Here is a 19,242-nt window from a genome sequence, read left to right on the forward strand (position 1 = left end):
AATGGCTGCCAAATCTTCGCCGCGCTGAGCCGCGCCAAATGGCATCCTTTCTACTGTGCGAACGGGTCGCCGACCTTCGGCCAATAGGGGCGTCTCAATTTTGTGAAGGGCAGCTGTTCAAAGCTGGGTTGCAAGGCGCCGGGGCCGCCGACATAGAGGATTTCGCTGGCGATCGGTTCAAAGCCGGCGCGGAAGTGGTTGCTCGACTTCACCACGACAATCTTCCTCTGCGCCGGGTTCAAGCCCAGCGCCGTCATGCATTCCGGGTGGAAGACTTGTGTGCGCACGGTGTTCAGCACAATGTCGATGCCGCCTGCCGTAACCCACACCGCGTCGCCGATCCCGAGCGGCGTCGGCCCGAAGCGCTGGGTAACGCCGGAGGTGATGCGCCTGACATTCACGGTCAGATCCAGGGGGTCGCCGGAGGCCGGCCCGACCTTGCCGCCGATCCTCAGCGCCAGCGTCGCCCCTTCTCCCGCCTCGCGGCACATGCGCACCGCAATCGGGTCCCAGTAGAGGCAGGTCGCCACGTCCTCGATGCCGCGTTCGATGATGCGGCGCAGGATGAAGGTCGAGTCTCCGGGCGCCCCGCCGCCGGCATTGTCGGAGACGTCCGCCAGCACGATCGGTCCGCTCTTCGCGGCGACGGCCCGATCCAGCGCGTCATCGATACCGAGGTAGGTGCCGCGCATTTCCTCACGCGCATCGAATATCTCTCTGCCAAAGGCCTCCGCGGTCCGTGCCGCCTTCCCTGTATCGTTGTCGGTCACGACGAGCATCTTGGCGCCGACATCTTCGACGTCTCCCCAGGGAAAGCCGTGACCGAAGGAGACCGAGAGAATGCCATCCTGCCCCTCCATCGCCTTCATGCGGTCGACAATGCCGCGCAACGGCGCGCGATGCGGGTGGAAGGTATTGATCATCCGGCAGTCATAGAGGCCCATCACCGGCCGCACTTCGCCCGCAAGGGTTCGCTTCATCAACCGGAACAATTGGTCGGCGACCTCCTCGATGTCGGTGTGCGGATACTCCTTGTAGGTGGAGATCATGGTCGCGCTCGAGAGCATGCGATCGGTGATGTGGCAATGCAGATCAAGCTCGGCAGCAACCGGGACATTCGGCCCGACCACTCCGCGCACATGCTCGAGCAGATCCCCCTCAACATCGTCATAGCCCTCGGCAACGCAGGCGCCGTGCAGGGCAAGCATGACCGCGTCGACCGGCATCGCCGCCTCGAGGTCGCCGAGGATGGTGGAGCGGAAGCTTTCATAGACCGCCCGCGTGGTCTTGCCGCCGGGCTCAGCCACGGCGCAGAGGCTCTCCACCACGTCCCAGGCTTCTTCGTCGGCACCATTGCGCCAGACAGACATTTGCGACGAGCAGCAGGTGAGCGGCCTGCTGGTGGCGTCGCCATAGGCGATCAGGTTTTCCCGGAAGGCCTCAAGGCCCGTCTGCATCGGCGAAAACGTATTGGTTTCGGTGTCCAGCCCCGCAATAAACAGTTTCATTTTTGCCTCTCGCCAACAAAGAAAGATATTTTCTAATCATAAAACTATGTTTATCGTCGGAAAGTCAAATGCATCATTCGCGCCATCGCGCGGCTGGCCGGGGAGGCAGGAATGCGCATCTATATTTCCGCGGATATCGAGGGGATAGTCGGGGTCGTCAGCCGCGACCAGCTGATGCCGGAAGGTTTCGAATACGAAAACGCGCGCCGCTGGATGACGGATACCGTGGTTCACGCCTGCGAGGCTGCACACGAGGAAGGCGTGGAGGAGGTCATCCTCAGCGATTCCCACGGAAATGGCGAGAGCATCCTGATTGACCGCCTGCCCGACTATGTCCAGGTCGTCCGCAGCTGGCCGCGGCCGCTGATGATGATGCAGGGCGTCGAGCTCGGTTCCTTCGTCGGTGCGATGCTTCTCGGCTACCATGCCGGCGCAAGTCATCCGGGTGGCGTGCTGTCGCACACGATCGGCGGCACAGCCTTTGCCGAGGTGCGGATCAACGGTGTCGTCATGCCGGAGGCCGGCATCAATGCCGCCATTGCCGGGCATTTCGACGTGCCGGTCCTGCTCGCCTCGGGCGACAACATCGCCTTGGACGAGATCAAAGCGCGTATCGGCGATATTGTGACGGTGCCGGTGAAGCAGGTTTACAGCACGCAATCGGCGATCTCGCTGACGCCGGCCGTCGCGCATCGCCGGATTCGGGAGGGCGTCAAGACGGCGCTGGCGAGAGCCGGCGGGGCGAAACCGTTCAAGCTGGAAAACCCTGTCCTGGAGATCGTGTTCCGAAATCGCCTGCCGGCCGAATATCTCTCTTACCTCAAGGGCGTCGAGCGCACCGACGGTTATACGATCCGCTACCAGGGCGACGACATGATCGACGTCTCGCGCTTCATCCAATTCGTGGTCGGCTACAATTCACGCCTGACTTTCTGACCAACTCCTCTACGGAATCCCGCCATGACCACCTCCATTATCCTCGGCGCCGGCATGGTCGGCGTCTCCACCGCGCTTGCATTGCAGGAGAGCGGGCACCAGGTGGTGCTGCTGGATCGCCAGGCACCAGGGCGGGAAACAAGCTATGGCAACGCCGGCATCATTCAAACTGAAGCCGTCGAGCCCTATGCCTTCCCACGCAGCTTGAACGAAATTGCCAGGGTGGCGCTCAAGCGCGGCAACGACGTCGATTGGCGGCTTCGCGATATGCGACGTCTGGCGGGGCCGCTCTGGCGCTATTTCACACAGTCTGCGGCTGCGCCTTACGCGAGAACAATTGCTGCCTATTCCCAGCTCGCGCTGCGCGCGAGCGACGATCACGCGCGCTTCATCGAGCCCGCGGGTGCTGGTGAACTGATCGTGCGGCGGGGATGGCGCGCTGTCTATCGTACGCCCGCGAATTTCGAAGCAGCTGCCGCGGCCGCGGAGCGGCTGAGGCGTGTCTACGGCGTGCCCTCAGATGTGCTTGGTGCGGACGAACTTGCGGCGAGCGAACCCGCGCTGCTGCGTCGGCTTGCGGGTGCTGTCCATTGGACCTCGCCTTGGACCTGCCGTGACCCGGGCGAACTGGTTGCGCGCTACGCCGCTCTCTTCGTGGCGCGCGGCGGGACGCTGGCTCGGGGTGACGCCATGACGTTGCAGCAGAATGGTGCCGGTTGGCGGGTCTTGTCTGAGGATGGCGTTGTCGGCGCTGAAAACGCGGTCATTGCCCTGGGGCCATGGTCGCCGCCGCTTGCGAAGATGTTCGGCTATAGCATACCGATGGTGTTCAAGCGCGGTTATCACAGGCATTTTTCAGGCCCGGACGGGCCGCGCGTCTCAATGCTCGATGTCGACAATTCCACGCTGATTGCGCCGATGAATGCGGGATGGCGGGTTTTGACCGGCGCGCATATTGCGCCCCCGGGAGCAGCGCCTGCCTCGCGACAGATTCGACACGCGACCAGCGCTGCGCGCGAGCTTTTTGCGCTGGGCGAGCCCATCGAACCGACGCCATGGTCGGGTACCCGCCCCTGCATACCCGACATGCTGCCTGTCGTCGGCCCGACCCGGCATAAGGGCTTGTGGTTCCATTTTGGTCACGGCCATCAGGGCTTCACATTGGGCCCGACGACCGCATTCCTCCTGGCAGAGTTCATGGCAATGGGCCGCTCGCATCCCCTTACTCTCCCCCTGCTGCCGTCAGCGCGAGGTTGGGCGTAACGCAGCCGCAAAGACCACGACGGATTGTGTTGGGGTGGATTTTGGGATGTTGATCATTGACGTTGACCGATTCAAAACACCTCCCGCTCGAAGAGCGAAGCCCACTCCATCGGAGCCTTTTCCTTTTCGGCTCCCTCCGGCGGAGCGACAATCGCAGCCTGCGCGAGGGCAATTCATTGTTGACGAGAGCCCGCATGCATTTTTGCCGCGCCGTGGCCAACTGACCGGGTCAACTACCAGCGTGATGTCGAACCGACAGCAACGCCTATCGGCTGCTCTTAGGAAGCTCTTCGTCGAAACGGGTCTTTTCGCGCCCCGGGTCGTCGTCGAGGATCTCCTCCTCGCTGTCTTCCGGCAACGCTTCATCTGGGTCCATATTGGCTTCATCCCGGCTCGGAACCGGCGGCACGCGGCCCTGATCGGCCGGCGGATTATCGGCATCGTGCAAAGGGGATTCGCCGGACCGGTCTGGCAACGGAATCGTCTCGGGAGGGCTCGATGTCCAGGTCTGTTCCTTCGGATCGCTCATCATCTGACTCCTTTCCTGTTGGAATGTGAACCGACAGCCATCGGTAATGTTCCGTATGGGGAGGCATTCTGATGCCGATCAGATCCGATCGCATGAGCTCTACCCCGGCGGCGGAACGCACTCGAAGGAATGGAAGGCCTTTCGCGCATCCCTGATCCACCGCGCTCGCAACGCTTGGCGAGGGCAGGCCAAAGCTCCCGGAATGCCGCGCCGCCAACAGCCAGCCTCACCCAGAGACCGGCAGCAAGGTCATGCTGACGATTGCGCAACCCCTGCGAATGCGCCGGCGGCGAGAGCCAGGGCGTCGGCCTTCCCCGCGGGTGGACCGTAATGATCTCTTCGCCATCCATGGCCATCAAGCCGGAGACTGGGTATGAACCATGCGGCTCAGGCGTGGAGCGGTGGCAGAAAACAGTTCTGTGTGCGGGACCGGGCCGTCTTTGCCAGGCTCTTGCAATCACACGGCACTTTGTTGGCCGATCACTGTTGGCCAGCCCCTTCGCTTTACTGATGCTCACAGCCGTGGAGGTCTGCCGGGGGCCGCGGATAGGGATTAGCAGCGCGATCGAGCTGCTATGGCGTTTCGGAGAACGGGGATCGGTCCATCTAAACCAGCGATTTCCCGAGCCTGCTCCTCAAGAAGCAACGGAGGCCTTTATTGACCGATGCTAAGCGCGCGGCACATCCAAGGTCCGTAAGGTGCGGCACAGAGAATGAGACCCAGCTGGTATCGGCGCGCTCTCCGTTAACGTGGTCCGCTTGGCGGCTCACCGGGTCAGGCGGGCGTAGCTGAGAACGAACATCTGTTCCGGGGCAATTATCATCTCCCCTAGAACTTGATGACGCCATGCGAGAGAGAAGCCCGCAGCTTGTAATGCACCGGTACCGACCGGTAGCGCTCGATCAAATCGGGCGATGCCTTCTTGCCATAGTGCGCCATCATTTCTGGCATCAAAATGCGCTCTCCCGCGAACGCTTCGTACCTCACCAACGCTCCTGCAGCGATACGGCCGGGTTTGATGATACGACAATAGAAGCCGGGTCGAGCAGCATGGATGTACATTTTTGAGAAACAAGGGTCATCCATTCTTTCGCAAAGGATTCGGCATGGCATCCGAGGTGCTGTCACTTCCATCACGAGATCGCCGCTGGTGAAACGATCACCGGCCGCTACGACTTGATTGTCCAGTCCTTCAAGGCAGAGATTTTCGCCGAAAAGTCCGTAGGCAATGGATCTGTTCAGTTTCTTTTCCCACCAGGCACGGCTCACATCTCCCTCGATGTAGATGGCCTGGTCGGGGCCGCCGTGGTGCTTCCGGTTGCAGACAGCGTCGTCTTCAAGTCCTTCACATCCAACTAACGGGCTGTGGCGGGTCGGACGTTTGTTGATTCCGGTTTTCCTCCGGTTGCCCGGTCTTACTTCCGCTTTCCCGGTGCACACCGCCAGCACTCTCAGTTCTCGAATCCCGCCCGGCATTTAGAGCATTGCGATCATTATTGCGATAGCCACCATCGCAAGTACTGCTACGCCGACGTGAAGAAAGTGCGCTGCGCTGCTGTTGCTTTTAAAGGTTCGTGCCATGATATCACCTCGTCAGTAGACAAGTTAACGCGCGGCTTGTGTGATGGTTCAAGCCTCCCGCTCCCAAGGCTATTTTGGCGCGCACGCGAGCATCTTGCCGCTCGTCTTGAGGCTTCCTATCTCAAGTAGCGTCCTCGACATGGAGCCTCGAGATGGGTGAGCTTGCAGCAAATGGCGTTCCCGACGCCGAGATCGAAGTAATCCCGCCCGCGCGTGATGAAGTTTCCGCGGGAAACACAACCGTATGCCTTTGTTGTCAAGAAGTGCGCTCGGCCTCGCGAATGGACGCCGATGGCTGCGGTATTTGTGACGAGTGCCTGGCGCCATCATTTGAGGTGTTATTCGCACGGGAGTTTCGAAGTGAAACGGGCGTGATCAATCGCCCTTTGCGGACGTAGGCGCCGTAAGCCTGCCAAAGCGGGGCTTGGGGACGATGAGACTTGCCTGAGCGTGGCGACGCGAGCGGCTCCCTTTCCCGCGTCCTCACCCTTCATTTTTGAACATTAGAATAAAAACACATGAAGTTGCCTGCCTTCGGAACAAATGCGCACCGCGCTGGTTAAAGCGCGACTTACGGAACCCTAATAACCAATCGATCCCCGCCATGATCGTCGATAGGACGCTCATGAAAACATGCGTGTGAACTCAGATATGCGGAAAGTAGTTGTCATCAGCGATTTTCAGGACGGTTGGCCTCCTGCTTCTGCGGTTGCCACCAGGGCCGAACGTCTACTGACCTGGACAACGCGATTGAAGGAAGAGCAGGAGGAGTGGCGGTCTGGGGACCATGAAATCGTGGTAGAGGGCGGCTATCTGGAGCGACTCCCTTTGGCGTGCCTCGCTCAAGGAATGGTTGATCGCGCGGAAATCTGGAGCCACTGGCGTAACAACGCCCCACCCAATGAATGTCCTGCTGAGGCGCATTTGAAGCGACGCGTCTTCATCTTGAACGGCCCGGATCATCCGTTCTCCTCTGATGATATGCTTGCTCACATTGAGGTTTATGGCGCTCCTACCATCCTTTGCGTCTTAGGGCTGGGTGTCAGTGAGGAAATACTTCTCGCCAGCCATCGCAGCTTCAAAATCTATAACTCGATAGATGCGCCCGCCCTGCGAATTCCGTCCAACACAAGCCGTCACTTCGATCTCATCCTGTCGGCTTCCAAAGAGCAGAGCGACGAGATCGGCGCGCGCCATCCAGAGACGCAGATCGCCATCCTTCCGATCGGACCCGAGTTCGCGTCCCCCACCACGTTTTATCCAATCGAAGGGCCGAAGGATTACGACGTCATTTATGTAGCCGCTGCTCAACCCTACAAACGCCACGACATTCTGTTTGCAGCATTGAGCCGTTTGCCACGAACCGTGCGCACGCTCTGCGTATTCGGTTATGGCGAGGACGCAGCGGCATTGCGTCAAGATGCGGCCGAGCTCGGACTAAACGCCGATTTCGTCGGACCTCCGGCCGTGCCCTTCGCGGAGGTTAACCGTTTGATGAACCGAGCGCGCATGGGCGTTGTCTGCGGTGTCGATGACGGAGCGCCCGCGGTGCTCACCGAATACATGCTGGCCGATCTGCCCGTTCTTGCCAATGCTGCGTTGCGCTGCGGACTCCAATACATCACCCCAGAGACCGGCGCCGTGGCCACAGCGGACCGGTTTCATCTGGGCATCGCCGACATGTTGACGCGGCTTGAGGATTTCACCCCTCGCGCGGCGGTCCTGCGTCAATGGACGTGGCACCATTCGATCAGAAAACTTCAACAGTTGATTGCAGCCCATCCTTCAAACCAAGAGAGGAGCGCGCGGGACTCAGAGATTGTTTGATCATTCGAACGTCTGAAGCGCGGTTGATTTATGAATATATTGCCAAATTCTTTATCAACAGATGAGATCCACCGAAATTCTGATGTACCGCTAATCTGTTTTTCCCATCTTCGGTGGGATTTCGTGCTGCAACGGCCGCAACATCTGATGCAGCGGTTCTCGCGGGAGCGCAACGTATACTTCTTCGAGGAGTTTATCCCGACCAATCATCATTTGCCCTATCTTGAATTTCACTCCTTCGCCGGCTCGAAGGTAAGAGCCGTGCGCCCGAGAGTGCCGGATCGTTGGAGCAAAGCGGAGCGCCAGGCTGGATTGACCGAGCTGCTTGACGACCTACTCGAACTCATCGGGCGAAAGCCGCCGATCCTGTGGTTTTACACGCCGATGATGTTCCCATTGGCTCGGCATGTCGCCGCCGCCGCTGTCGTCTACGACTGCATGGATGAACTCGCGAATTTCAGATTTGCGTCGCCGCTCGTGGGCGAGTTGGAGCAAGAGCTGATGCGCCGGGCCGACGTCGTATTCACGGGCGGCTATAGCCTGTATGAAGCCAAGCGGCTTCTCCATGATAACATACATCCCTTCCCTTCTGCCGTCGACGTGGGTCATTTCCAGTCGGCGCGCACATTAACGGACATCCCCGAGGATCAAGCGCCGATTGCACGCCCGATACTCGGTTTCTGCGGGGTTATCGATGAACGTCTCGATCTGGACCTCGTCGCGGCCTTGGCCGATCAGCGTCCGTGGTGGTCAATTGTATTCATCGGGCCGATCGCCAAAATCGCACCGGAGGAACTGCCGCGGGCACCCAACATCCATTACTTGGGGCAGAAGGATTATGCGAGGCTCCCTGCGTATTTTGCCGGCTGGGATGTCGCGTTGATGCCGTTTGCCCGCAACGACGCCACCCGTTTCATCAGTCCGACGAAGACACCTGAATACCTTGCCGCAGGACTTCCCGTCGTGAGCACGCCGATCACAGATGTCGTGAGGCAATACGGAGACATCAATGGCTTATTCGTCGCAGCCGATGCCGCGGCCTTCGTGCAGGCGTGCGAGGCAGCGCTTCAATTGGGACCCAAGCATGGGGACTGGCTGAAGGTCGTCGACGAACGACTGGCAACACTTTCCTGGGATGACACTCACCATCGTATGGATCGGCTAATTCATGAGGTCTTGGATCCTGCTGTGCGGGCGCCGGGGCCCCTTTTGCGTCACGTGGGAAAGACGTCACGAAAGAGCTCGAGGCACCACCGAATTGATTACCTGATCGTCGGGGCGGGATTTGCGGGGGCGGTCTTGGCCGAGCGTCTTGCCAACGAGGGCAAGCAGAGAGTTCTTGTATGTGACCGGCGCCCCCACATCGGAGGCAATGCCTACGATTTCTACAATGAAAACGGTATCCTGGTTCACAAATATGGACCGCACATTTTCCATACCAATAGCGAAGCGATCTTTAACTATTTGTCGCGCTTCACGGCCTGGAGGCACTACGAGCACCGGGTGCTAGCCCAGGTAGACGGCAAGCTGTTGCCGATACCCATCAACCGGACGACCCTAAACCAATTGTACAGCCTTGATCTTGAGGACGACGCTGCCGCCGCGCGATACCTCGCCGGGAAGGCCGAGCCAACTGAAGAGATCCGCACCTCGAAGGACGTGGTTATCGCCCAGGTTGGAACGGATCTTTATCGGACATTTTTCGAAGGCTACACCCGCAAGCAATGGGGACTGGACCCTTCGCAGCTCGACAAGGCAGTGACGGCGCGAATTCCGACCCGCACGAACACCGACGACCGGTATTTCCAGGACATTTTTCAAGCGATGCCGAAGAACGGCTACACGGACATGTTCGAGAACATGCTGGCTGGCGAAAACATCGAGATCCTGCTGGAGACAGATTTTCGCGATATTCGTCCCCGGTTTGCGGACGCCCACGTGATATTCACCGGACCAATCGATGAATTCTTCGATTACGAGTTTGGCCGTCTTCCCTATAGGAGCTTGCGCTTCGAGCACGTGACGTACGATCAGCGGCGCCTGCTACCTGTCGGCGTGGTCAACTTTCCTTCCGAAGCCGTACCTTACACACGGCTGACTGAATTCAAACATATCACCGGACAAATCCATCCGAAGACGTCTGCCTGCTTTGAATATGCCTGTTCGCAAGGCGATCCGTACTACCCAATCCCCAGATCAGAAAATCAGAAACTCTTCAGCCAATATGCTGAGCTTGCGCGTTCGCGCACGGACGTGACGTTCGTCGGAAGGCTGGCCACCTATCGCTACTATAATATGGATCAGGTCGTCGGACAGGCCTTGACGGCATTTAAGAGATTGCAAAACAAAGAAAAGGTGAACGCGGGGTTGGGTGTCCGGTGAGCCCGCTCCCACAGAGGCGGAGACTGGTACTCGCAACGGAAAGTTGCGATCCCTCCGGTATGGGAGCCCACATGCTGGTGCTCGGCGATCGGCTGCGCGACCGATACGACATTACGGTGGCCGCGCCACTCGGCGATGGCGCATTCGTGGAGAAGGCAATCGCCTTGGGACTCGCGGTAAAAGCCCTCGGCGACATCCATAGTTTCGGCCATTGGCTGCGATCAAGCGGCACGGAGCTGCTGCATATTCACGCCGGGATCGGATGGGAAGGACATGCACTGGCCCATGCGGGCAAGGCAGCCGGCATTCCCGTCATACGAACGGAGCACCTGCCATTTCTCCTTACCGATGAGAGGCAGAAATCGGAGTTTCGGGAGGGCCTCAGTGCTGTGGCGAGACTGATCGTCGTCTCTGATGCCTCACGGGCCACCTTCTTGGAGGCCGACATTGACCCCGACAAGATCTGCGTCATTCGCAATGGCATCTTGTCTCTGGACGATGGCAAGGACGCGCGCGCGCAGTGGGGCTCGCCCTCGGCAAGAACACTCGTCTCGATTGCCCGTTTTTCACCGCAAAAGGATCACGCGACGCTCGTGCGAGCAATGCCGGCTGTGCTGGCAAGATATCCAGATGCGGTTTTACTGCTGGTTGGCAGCGGCCCCGAAATGGCTGCCGTCAGAGATCTGGTGGCCGAGCTCGCCATCAAAGAGGCGGTGCGATTTGCCGGACAGCGGGATGATATCGCGTCCCTGCTGGCCTCGGCGGATGTCTTCGTTCTGGCCTCTCGGTTCGAGGGGCTTCCGCTGGTCGTTCTTGAGGCGATGTCGGCGGGGGTTCCTGTCGTCGCCACGGCAATCGGGGGAACCATCGAGGCTCTCGGGCACGATCATCCCTACCTCGTGGAGCCGGGGCGGCCCCATGCTTTGGCTGAGGCAATTTGCTCGGTCATGAGTGACCCGATCGCGGCAGCCCGCACAGGACGGGCAGAACGAGCGAGGTTCGAACGACTTTTCACAGCAGCCAGGATGGTCGCGCAAACGGAAGAAATCTATCGAGCCACTTCCAAAACAGAAACGGGCAAGCAGAGAGGGTACAGACCCATGGAACGTACGCGCATCGGATTTGTCGGGGTGGGCGGAATCGCAAGACGCCACCTTGAGGTTCTGGCGGGATTCGACGACGTGCACCTCGTCGCATTCTGCGACCCGGAGTTCGATCGGGCAAGGCAAGCCGCTTTTCAGTTTGGCGCCAAAGCCTTCCCGGGGTGTCCAGAGATGCTGGCGAACCAGGAGATCGATGCCGCCTATATCTGCATCCCGCCGTTCGCCCATGGTAAGGTCGAGCGTGAACTGATTGCCCGCAGGATTCCGTTCTTTGTCGAGAAACCGATCACACTGGACCTTGAGCTTGCCACGGAACTGGCTGCCGCTATCGCCGACGCTGGTTTGATCACAGCGGTCGGTTACCATTGGCGGTATCTGGATATCGTTCAGGAAGCGCGCTGGCGTTTGAGCGAAAACCCAGCCCAACTCCTTTCCGGCTATTGGCTGGATCAGACGCCCCCTCCGCAATGGTGGTGGAAGAAGGAGACCTCAGGCGGCCAGATGGTGGAACAAGCCACCCACATCATCGATCTCGCCCGCTACCTGGTTGGCGATGTCACGCGCGTGTTCGGACAGGCGGCACACAGGAGGCGTGACGATTTTCCCGAACTCGACGTCGCGACTTCAAGCACAGCCAGCCTCGCATTCGCATCCGGTGCCATCGGCAACATCGCTTCCACATGCGCTTTACGGTGGGGACATCACATAGGACTGAACCTGTTTGCCGACGGATTGGCGATTCAATTGACGGATCGCGACATCATGGTGGATGTCGGAGAAGGCCGCCCTGTGCGCCGTGCGGAAAGAGATCCTGTGTGGTTGGAGGATCGCGCGTTCGTCGATGCGATAAGCGGCGGCGACAATGAGATCCGCTGTGCATATGAAGAGGCGCTCTCGACCCACCGCATTGCCGTGGCGATCGCCAGGTCAGCGGAGAGTGGCCTGCCAATCGATCTCAACACGTTCTAGGAGGTTCCAACGATGACGAGCCGTACTATTCGCTCGCTTGGTGTCGCGGGCCCTGGCGAATTGTACTTCCTGGACTATGAGGAGGGGCCCCCCGGCGACGAGGAGGTGCAACTTGAGACGCTGTTCACCGGCTTTTCTGCCGGTACCGAGCTGACGTTTCTCAAAAACACCAACCCGTACTTCTTCTCCCGCTTCGACAATGATCGGTGTTCATTCATTTCCAACGAGCCTGGACTTCAGTATCCGGTTCCATTTCTTGGCTACATGGAAGTGGCACGCGTCGCCGACAGCAAGTCTGTGGGCTTTGCAAAAGGCGATGTCGTGGCGACGACCTACGCGCATAAGACCGGCCACACAGCCAACCCGTATCACGATCTTCTCGTTCCTCTTCCCCCCGCGATTGAACCCATTCTTGGGATATTCGTCGCACAAATGGGTCCCATCGCCGCCAATGGCATCTTGCATGCCGATGCGGCTTCTTTCGGGACCTTTGTTCCTTCGCTCGGAAGCGGCCTGGCCGGGCGACGGATTCTCGTTGTCGGAGCCGGGACCGTCGGCCTGTTGAGTGCGCTCTTTGCCAAGTCGCTTGGTGCTACGGAGATCGTCATCGCCGACCCGTCGAAGTTTCGTCGCGGCAAAGCGGAGGCCTTAGGCATTCGTGGGATGAGTGAGGATCACGCTTGGCAGTATGCAAAAGCACGATGGCACAACGGCGGTGGTGACCGGGGCGCCGATTTGGTCTTCCAGACACGGGCGCATTCGGAAAGCCTCAACGTCGCCTTGAAAGCTCTAAGGCCGCAGGCAAGCGTGATTGATCTCGCATTTTACCAGTCGGGCGCAGACGCGCTGCGGTTGGGCGAGGAATTCCACCATAACGGACTGAACATCCTTTGCGCGCAAATCAATCGTGTTCCTCGCGGGCTTTCTCCTCACTGGGATCGGCGTCGTCTCGCCGAAGAGACGATCAAGCTATTGCGCAATGAAGGCGCCCTGATCAAGGAACATCTGATTACTCACGTGGTGCCATTCAACGATGCTCCAGCATTTCTTTCAAGCGTTTTGGCGCGGCAGTTCGAGTTCCTGCAGATTGTATTCGAGGTGCAGAAATGAAGGAGCCCGAGCGCCCGAAAACCGTGCTTTTCGTCTTTGGATGGCTTGTCGTTGGCGGGGAAGAGACGGAGGTCCGCCTGCTTGCCGCCAACCTCGACCATTCCCTCTACAAGATCGAAGTTGTTGCATGTCTGCGAAAGGACGACATGCCCGAGCAAACGCACGAGCAGCTTCGTGCCATGGGCGTCGAAGTGGACACGACGCCCTACGGGCTTTCGTTGGAGGATACCGTCGTCTACCTCGCCGACAAGATCCCGTCCTACGATATCGTCGTCTCCTGTCAAAACGTTGCCGACCTTTACCCAGCTCTTGAACGCCTTCACTTGCGTCCGCCCTTGATCGAGCATGGCGGGCTGGTTTCAGAAGCATTGGGTGGTCCGAAGCATTTCACCAGCCGGTATGTAGGGGTATGTCGCACCATCCGCGAGGCAGCAGCCTCCAGAATGCCTGGACGAGAACATCACGCCATTGAAATCCCATCCATGGTCGATTTGAAGGAGTTCAATCCGGTGAGGCGATCCGCAATGCGTCGTCAGCTTGGATTTTCGGATGACGAGATCCTCGTCGGGTGGGTGGGACGCCTCGATCCGAAGAAAAACGTCGAGACGTTCATACGTGCAGCCTCGATCGTTCGTGACCATTGCCCTCATGTTCGCTTCCTGATCGTTGGCGGCCCGGATGCATTCTTTCCGCAATATGCGCAGCGATTGCGCGCCCTAACCCACGGACTTGCGCTGGATTCCGCTTTGACATTCCTCGGCGATCGAGCCGATGTGTCGGACATCTTGGTCTCGATCGACATGTTGGTCTGGCTTTCTAGTGGCGAAGGCATGCCTCATGTCCTCGCAGAAGCAGGCGCCGCATGCCTCCCGGTCGTCGCAACGGCGGATAATGGCTCGATCCAGCAAATCGAACATGGCGTCACCGGGTACTTCGTGCCGCACGATGATCCGCAGGCGGTCGCCGAAAAGATCATGCTTCTCGCGACCTCGCCCGCCCTGCGCACCCGGCTCGGCCGTCGGCTTCGCGCCCATGTCGAAGAGTTTTATAGCGTGGAGGCGGTCATTCCCCAGTGGGAAAAATTGCTCGCCGACGTACTCGACGATAGAATTGCACGCGGGCCAACCGGTTTGTTTTCGTCTTTTTTCCAAGCCGGTTTCGAATGCTCGACGCATCGAATACGAGCCAAGAGCAAGGGGCAGCCCGACAGAAGGCTCGACGTAATTGCATCAACGAAACACGACCTTTACGTGGAGAACGACTATCGCCAACTGCATGCGCTCGGAATGCGCACTGTCCGTGATGGATTGCGGTGGCATCTCATCGAGCCATCGCCGGGACGATACGAGTGGGACAGTGCGTTGCCGATGATTCGGGCCAACCGGCGCACTGGCACCCAGGTCGTATGGGATCTACTCCACTACGGTTGGCCGGATCATATCGACATCTGGTCGCCCGCTTTCGTCGAACGTTTTGCCCTCTTTGCCGGCGCCGTCGCCAAAGTAATGCGAGAGGAAATCGAAGCTCCCCCATATTATGCGCCAGTTAACGAAATCTCATTCTTGTCCTGGGCTGGCGGCGAGGTTGGCTACCTCAACCCGTGGGCAACGCGCAGGGGTTTTGAGTTGAAGGCGCAACTCGCACGGTCATCTCTTGCTTCTATGAAAGCCATTTTGGGCGTTGACCCTCGCGCGCGATTCGTCCATTGCGACCCCGTCATCAATATTGTCGCAGCACCTGATCGACCGCAGGACCGCGGCGCTGCCGAGGGGCATCGGCTCTCTCAATTCCAGGGGTGGGACATGATCGCCGGCCGCCTGTGGCCGCAGCTCGGCGGCGCAGAACGATACCTCGATATCATCGGCGTCAACTACTATCACAACAATCAATGGATCCACGGCGGCTCTCACATTGACGTCGACCACCCGCTCCACAAGCCGCTCCGGAAAATCCTTGTCGAAACTTATGCCCGTTACGGAAGACCGATGCTGATTGCTGAAACCGGCATTGAGGGTGAGCGTCGTCCGGATTGGCTCGAATATGTGGCGGAAGAGACACGAGCCGCAATAAAGGCGGGAGTACCTGTAGAAGGCGTGTGTCTTTACCCAATCCTGGACCATTTGGGATGGGACGACGATCGGCCATGCGAGAACGGATTGCTGTCGATGGAACCGACGGCTACGGGACGCACGCTTTACTCTCCCCTGGCGCGCCAGATTGGGCATGAAATAAAGGTGACCGAGGCCTTTATCGAACGCATACCTGGGGATTCAATGAAACGGGCCCGCCTGGAAGACATTAGCCACACGAAGGGACCATTGGCAATTTGACGCCACGCTGGACCTCTTCCAGTAGTCCCGAACTGCCGGAAGAGGCGTGTCGGTTCAGTTGAGAATTCAATATAAAGAAGTACTCCAAAGCTCTCGGGCAGTCTTCGGTCCAAAAAGGTCCGCGCTATGCTGCCTGCGGTCTTCGATTCGGATCGCCGCTACGGTCTGCTCGAACTCCGCCACAGCAGCCAAAAGCAAAGTCTTGTTTGCCCAAATAGGCCGCCTTGGCGACAATGCGCCACTCTGGTTGAACGCTTTGGAACGATCGTCAAACGCCGCGCTCCATTCGGCCGCAGAATTTAGACCTACTTTTCCTCCGGAGATGGCCACGACATTGACGCGCTGTCCGGTATCCGCATCCAAACGGCAATCTTTCGATCATCCGCACCTGCTACTGAAGCTGCGTATCGATGACGGCAATTCCCTCGCTCGGATTTTTTGCATACCCCCACATTATGGGCTCTTCTGCCTAGCCTTCGGGGCCTAACCGGCGTCGACTGCCGCGCGCGATGCACTGCCCCTCCAGCTGATGTCCGGTGTGGCGGTCAATTGGAGTAATCCCCTCAGAAGACCTTCCCTTCCTTCAGATGGATGGTCGTACCATTGAGGAGATAGTCGCCGACGACGCGCGCCTTGTGCAGCAGCGGATTGTGATTGAGCACCGTGCGAATATTGCGCCAATGCCGGTCGAAGTTGTTGTTACGGGACGTCGCTGACCCGCCACCCAGATCGAACAAGCGCTCGGCGCTTCGCAGACCAAGCTGGCCAAGGACAAGCTGAGCGCGGGCGGTTGAAAGCGCACTTGCGATGAGGGCATCTTCGATCTCCGCTTCGTTGCCCCGGTTTAAAACCGCAACCGTCCGATCCAGGGCGCTGGCGGCCGCAGCCACCGCAGTGTCGATGGCAAACGAATTGGCGGCGATTTCGCCGATGACCTGCTGGACGAAGGGGTCCTGGGTCGCGGTTTCCGCCATGCTGTGGGCGGCGGAACGCGCCTGGCGGCTGACGTAGCTAAGCCCGTCGGAAAGAACATTGCGGACGGCACCGGCAGCGCTTGCCGCGAGATGCAACTGGCGCAATGTCGAGCAATGGCGGCCGACAAGATTGTCGAGCGAGCGCCGGGTAAACTCGTGCGGGAACACCTCGACATTTTCGAGGATCACGCCACCGCTGGCGGTCAGCCGCTGACCCATTCCGTCCCAATCGTCGAGAATGGTGATGCCGTGTCTATCGACGGGCAAGAGAACGCCGACCGCCTGCCCGTGCTCGTCCAGCGCACTGAACGAGGCAAAATCGGAGAATGCCGTTCCCGTTGCATACCACTTGCGGCCATTGAGCCTATAGGTATCGCCCTGCCTGACGATCGTGGTCGTCACCTGGCCGGGCCGAGCGGTACCCTGTTCGGTGTGGGCGCCGCCGAAGAGCTTTCCCGAGAGGATCAGCTCGATCGCACCCGCATCCCTCTCCCGCGGTTCACTCAGAATGACGTTTTCGACATAGTTGAAGTGCGACCGGAGCGCATGCGCAACATTGGAATCGGCAGCGCCGATCGCCGCGATCATCTCGATATAGTCGGCAACCGAACCGCCTGGCCCCCCGAGCGCCACCGGAATCCGCAGGGTTCCAAGTTCCAGCTGGCGAAAGCGCTCGAAGGCTTTGAAAGGAAGTTCACGCGACAGGTCGCGCTCGGCCGCGCCCGTGGCGACTTCCGCCGCGAACCCAGGAACGCGCGCAAGAAGTTCCGCACGTGTCGGGCGTGAAGCAGTCTGCACTTTGGTTAGTGTCACTCGTCAACTCCGAGACTGAAGAAACCGGTGCAGCCGGATCTCCCGCAGACTGCACCGCGCCATCGATCACTCGTCGAGATAGATGTCGGAACCGTTGGCCCAGAGATGCTCGACACCCAGCTTGAGGTTTTTCACCCGCTTGTCGTAGACGGTGATCACCGCCGGGGTGACGATGTCGAGCGTGGGCAGATCTTCCACGACCAGTTTCTGGAACGCGTTGAAGAGCTCCACCCGTTTCCTGGTATCGATTTCGACGGCGGCGGTCTCGAGGAGCCGGTCGACTTCAGGGTTGGAATATTTAGACCCGTTGGTGAACGGCACGCCCGGTTTGAAGTTCTTCGACCAGTATAAGCGCTGCACGCCGACGGTCGGATCGTAAAGATTGCTCATGCCTTCGATGGCGATATCGAAATCGCGATCGGTGAAGACCCGCTTCACGAAGGTCGCAAAGTCCTGTGTGCGCAGTTCAACCTTGATGCCGACCTTGGCAAGCGCCTGGGCAATATACTCCGCCGTCTGCTTGGGTGGGCCGGAGGGCTGAGTGGGATCGATGAACAGCTTGAAGCGGAAACCGTCGGCGCCTCGCGCGTAGCCGGCCTCGTCCAAGAGCTTCTCCGCCTTGGCAGGATCGAACTCGTACTTCGGGAGGTCCGGCGTGTAGAATTTCGCAAGGTCGGCGCTGACGGGACCGTCCAGTCGCGTCGCATAGCCGAGATAGACGGTGTTGACGATGAAGTCCTTATCGACTGCATGGGCGATCGCGTGACGCACCTTGATATCGGCCAGATACTTGTTCTCGAGATTGAACTCGGCTCGGGCGATGCTCGGCGAATAGGGCGCCGGATCGGTGTCGACGACGAGATTGGGGTTCGCCTTCAGCCGTTCGATATCGGTCAGCGGCAGGTTGGCTGTCGAGACCTGTACTTCGCCAGTCTCGATCGCGGCAACCGCTGCCGCCGGGTCGATGATGAAGCGAAAGATGATCTGGTCGAGATAGGGTTTCGGAGATCCCCAATAGTCCTCGTTGCGTGTGAAGAGCGCGTGGCTGCCGCGCACCCATTCGACGAACTTGTAGGGTCCGGTGCCAACCGGCGCGACATTGTGCGGGTTCTCCGCGATCTTCGTGCCTTCGTAGAGGTGCTTCGGCACGATTGGCGCCTCGAAGCTCGCAAAGGCGGTGAGCAGATAGGGAGCAGGCTTGGAAAGGATCAGTTCCACTTCATGGGCATTGAGGACGTTTGCCTTCTGAATATGTGCGAACGTCGCTCGCCCGCGTGGATGGTTCTCTTTGAGCGCCAAAATAGAGAATGCGACATCCTCGGCGGTGAAATCCTTGCCGTCGTGCCAGCGAACACCCTGGCGCAGCTTGAACCAGTAGCGCAGACCGTCTTCGCTCACCGTCCATTCGGTCGCCAGCAACGGCTGAGCATTGAAGTCCTTGTCATAGGTCAGCAGGCTCTCAGTCGCCTTGCCGCTGATATAGTAGGCGGCGCCGGCGCTATGGGCGATGAGCACGAGCACGGGCGGCTCGGTGCCGATGTTGATCGAAACGCTACCGCCGCGTGTCGGCTCTTCCGCGGCAAACGAGATCACCGGATTAGCCCCGACGACGACGACGGCCGCCAACGCAACGGACGAGAGCAGAAAGGCGCGGCGTGTCGGTTTCGGTGGGCTGATAGGTGTTGATGTCATCTGGATATCCCCAAGCAGACGCAGAGCGCTGGTTTGTTTTCGTGCACCCATCATTGGGTGATCCGTTTCACGATATATAATCTATCAAATTTATGGTGATAATAGATTTCTAAAGTCACGCTGGCTTTTGGAAAATGCTGCACGGCCGCGGACACCGCGACGGAATATCTCACGTCGGAGCCATGCTCTCTCAAATTTACGAGGTTTGGACATCCTCTGATGAA

General features: G+C 59.2%; 11 protein-coding genes and 1 pseudogene. 7 read left to right on the forward strand and 5 right to left on the reverse strand.

Features of this window, described 5'->3' with window-relative positions; translation table 11 throughout:
* Positions 1-50: 50 nt before the first annotated feature.
* Positions 51-1,508 carry a M81 family metallopeptidase gene (locus C6558_RS35715; RefSeq protein WP_057220885.1) on the reverse strand — a complete coding sequence of 486 codons (1,458 nt, stop codon included), beginning with the start codon at positions 1,506-1,508 and terminating at the stop codon, positions 51-53.
* Positions 1,509-1,619: 111 nt separating this feature from the next.
* On the opposite strand from C6558_RS35715, the gene C6558_RS35720 reads away from it, so the two are divergent.
* Positions 1,620-2,444 carry a M55 family metallopeptidase gene (locus tag C6558_RS35720; protein ID WP_107028531.1) on the forward strand — a complete coding sequence of 275 codons (825 nt, stop codon included), beginning with the start codon at positions 1,620-1,622 and terminating at the stop codon, positions 2,442-2,444.
* 24 nt (positions 2,445-2,468) lie between these two features.
* Entirely contained in the window at positions 2,469-3,707 is a 1,239-nt protein-coding gene (locus tag C6558_RS35725) for an FAD-binding oxidoreductase (protein WP_107028532.1), read from the forward strand.
* A gap of 265 nt (positions 3,708-3,972) precedes the next feature.
* Here the strand turns inward: C6558_RS35725 and C6558_RS35730 are convergent, their stop codons facing one another.
* Positions 3,973-4,236, reverse strand: a complete 264-nt coding sequence (locus C6558_RS35730; protein WP_146160952.1) for a hypothetical protein — start codon at positions 4,234-4,236, stop codon at positions 3,973-3,975.
* A gap of 348 nt (positions 4,237-4,584) precedes the next feature.
* Here C6558_RS35730 and C6558_RS41850 point away from each other — a divergent pair, with 348 nt between their 5' ends.
* Positions 4,585-4,908 (forward strand): DNA-3-methyladenine glycosylase, encoded by a 324-nt coding sequence (locus tag C6558_RS41850; protein ID WP_199197112.1) that lies wholly within the window; start codon positions 4,585-4,587, stop codon positions 4,906-4,908.
* A 157-nt stretch (positions 4,909-5,065) separates the two neighbouring features.
* Here the strand turns inward: C6558_RS41850 and C6558_RS35740 are convergent, their stop codons facing one another.
* The gene (locus tag C6558_RS35740; RefSeq protein WP_245449299.1) at positions 5,066-5,713 is read right to left on the reverse strand and encodes an MOSC domain-containing protein; all 648 of its coding nucleotides are present in this window, start codon (positions 5,711-5,713) and stop codon (positions 5,066-5,068) included.
* 855 nt (positions 5,714-6,568) lie between these two features.
* On the opposite strand from C6558_RS35740, the gene C6558_RS35750 reads away from it, so the two are divergent.
* The 4 genes and pseudogenes from C6558_RS35750 to C6558_RS35765 all read left to right on the forward strand — a co-directional run bounded on the left by C6558_RS35750 (position 6,569) and on the right by C6558_RS35765 (position 15,539).
* Positions 6,569-7,645: a glycosyltransferase gene (locus C6558_RS35750; protein WP_245449301.1), complete on the forward strand. Its 1,077-nt coding sequence runs from the start codon at positions 6,569-6,571 to the stop codon at positions 7,643-7,645.
* A 147-nt stretch (positions 7,646-7,792) separates the two neighbouring features.
* Positions 7,793-10,027 (forward strand): UDP-galactopyranose mutase, encoded by a 2,235-nt coding sequence (gene glf, locus C6558_RS35755; RefSeq protein WP_107028537.1) that lies wholly within the window; start codon positions 7,793-7,795, stop codon positions 10,025-10,027.
* A 59-nt stretch (positions 10,028-10,086) separates the two neighbouring features.
* Positions 10,087-13,209 (forward strand): annotated as a pseudogene (locus C6558_RS35760) (glycosyltransferase).
* Positions 13,206-15,539, forward strand: coding sequence for a glycosyltransferase (locus C6558_RS35765; protein ID WP_107028538.1), 2,334 nt, complete (start codon positions 13,206-13,208; stop codon positions 15,537-15,539). The pseudogene C6558_RS35760 and the gene C6558_RS35765 overlap by 4 nt, the downstream one beginning before the upstream one ends.
* A 563-nt stretch (positions 15,540-16,102) precedes the next feature.
* Here C6558_RS35765 and C6558_RS35770 read toward each other — a convergent pair.
* Both C6558_RS35770 and C6558_RS35775 read right to left on the reverse strand, forming a co-directional pair.
* Entirely contained in the window at positions 16,103-17,326 is a 1,224-nt protein-coding gene (locus C6558_RS35770) for an acyl-CoA dehydrogenase family protein (protein ID WP_107028539.1), read from the reverse strand.
* Between the two features lie 66 nt (positions 17,327-17,392).
* Positions 17,393-19,018, reverse strand: coding sequence for an ABC transporter substrate-binding protein (locus C6558_RS35775; RefSeq protein WP_107028556.1), 1,626 nt, complete (start codon positions 19,016-19,018; stop codon positions 17,393-17,395).
* Between the last annotated feature and the right edge of the window lie 224 nt (positions 19,019-19,242).

The organism is Ensifer sp. NM-2 (assembly GCF_003024455.1).
Lineage (GTDB): Bacteria > Pseudomonadota > Alphaproteobacteria > Rhizobiales > Rhizobiaceae > Ensifer > Ensifer canadensis.

Excerpts from the sequence above, each read along its gene's own strand:
- C6558_RS35715 (WP_057220885.1), bottom strand. The coding sequence starts at position 1,508 with ATGAAACTGTTTATTGCGGGGCTGGACACCGAAACCAATACGTTTTCG.
- C6558_RS35720 (WP_107028531.1), top strand. The coding sequence starts at position 1,620 with ATGCGCATCTATATTTCCGCGGATATCGAGGGGATAGTCGGGGTCGTC.
- C6558_RS35725 (WP_107028532.1), top strand. The coding sequence starts at position 2,469 with ATGACCACCTCCATTATCCTCGGCGCCGGCATGGTCGGCGTCTCCACC.
- C6558_RS35730 (WP_146160952.1), bottom strand. The coding sequence starts at position 4,236 with ATGAGCGATCCGAAGGAACAGACCTGGACATCGAGCCCTCCCGAGACG.
- C6558_RS41850 (WP_199197112.1), top strand. The coding sequence starts at position 4,585 with ATGGCCATCAAGCCGGAGACTGGGTATGAACCATGCGGCTCAGGCGTG.
- C6558_RS35740 (WP_245449299.1), bottom strand. The coding sequence starts at position 5,713 with ATGCCGGGCGGGATTCGAGAACTGAGAGTGCTGGCGGTGTGCACCGGG.
- glf (WP_107028537.1), top strand. The coding sequence starts at position 7,793 with ATGCAGCGGTTCTCGCGGGAGCGCAACGTATACTTCTTCGAGGAGTTT.
- C6558_RS35765 (WP_107028538.1), top strand. The coding sequence starts at position 13,206 with ATGAAGGAGCCCGAGCGCCCGAAAACCGTGCTTTTCGTCTTTGGATGG.
- C6558_RS35775 (WP_107028556.1), bottom strand. The coding sequence starts at position 19,018 with ATGACATCAACACCTATCAGCCCACCGAAACCGACACGCCGCGCCTTT.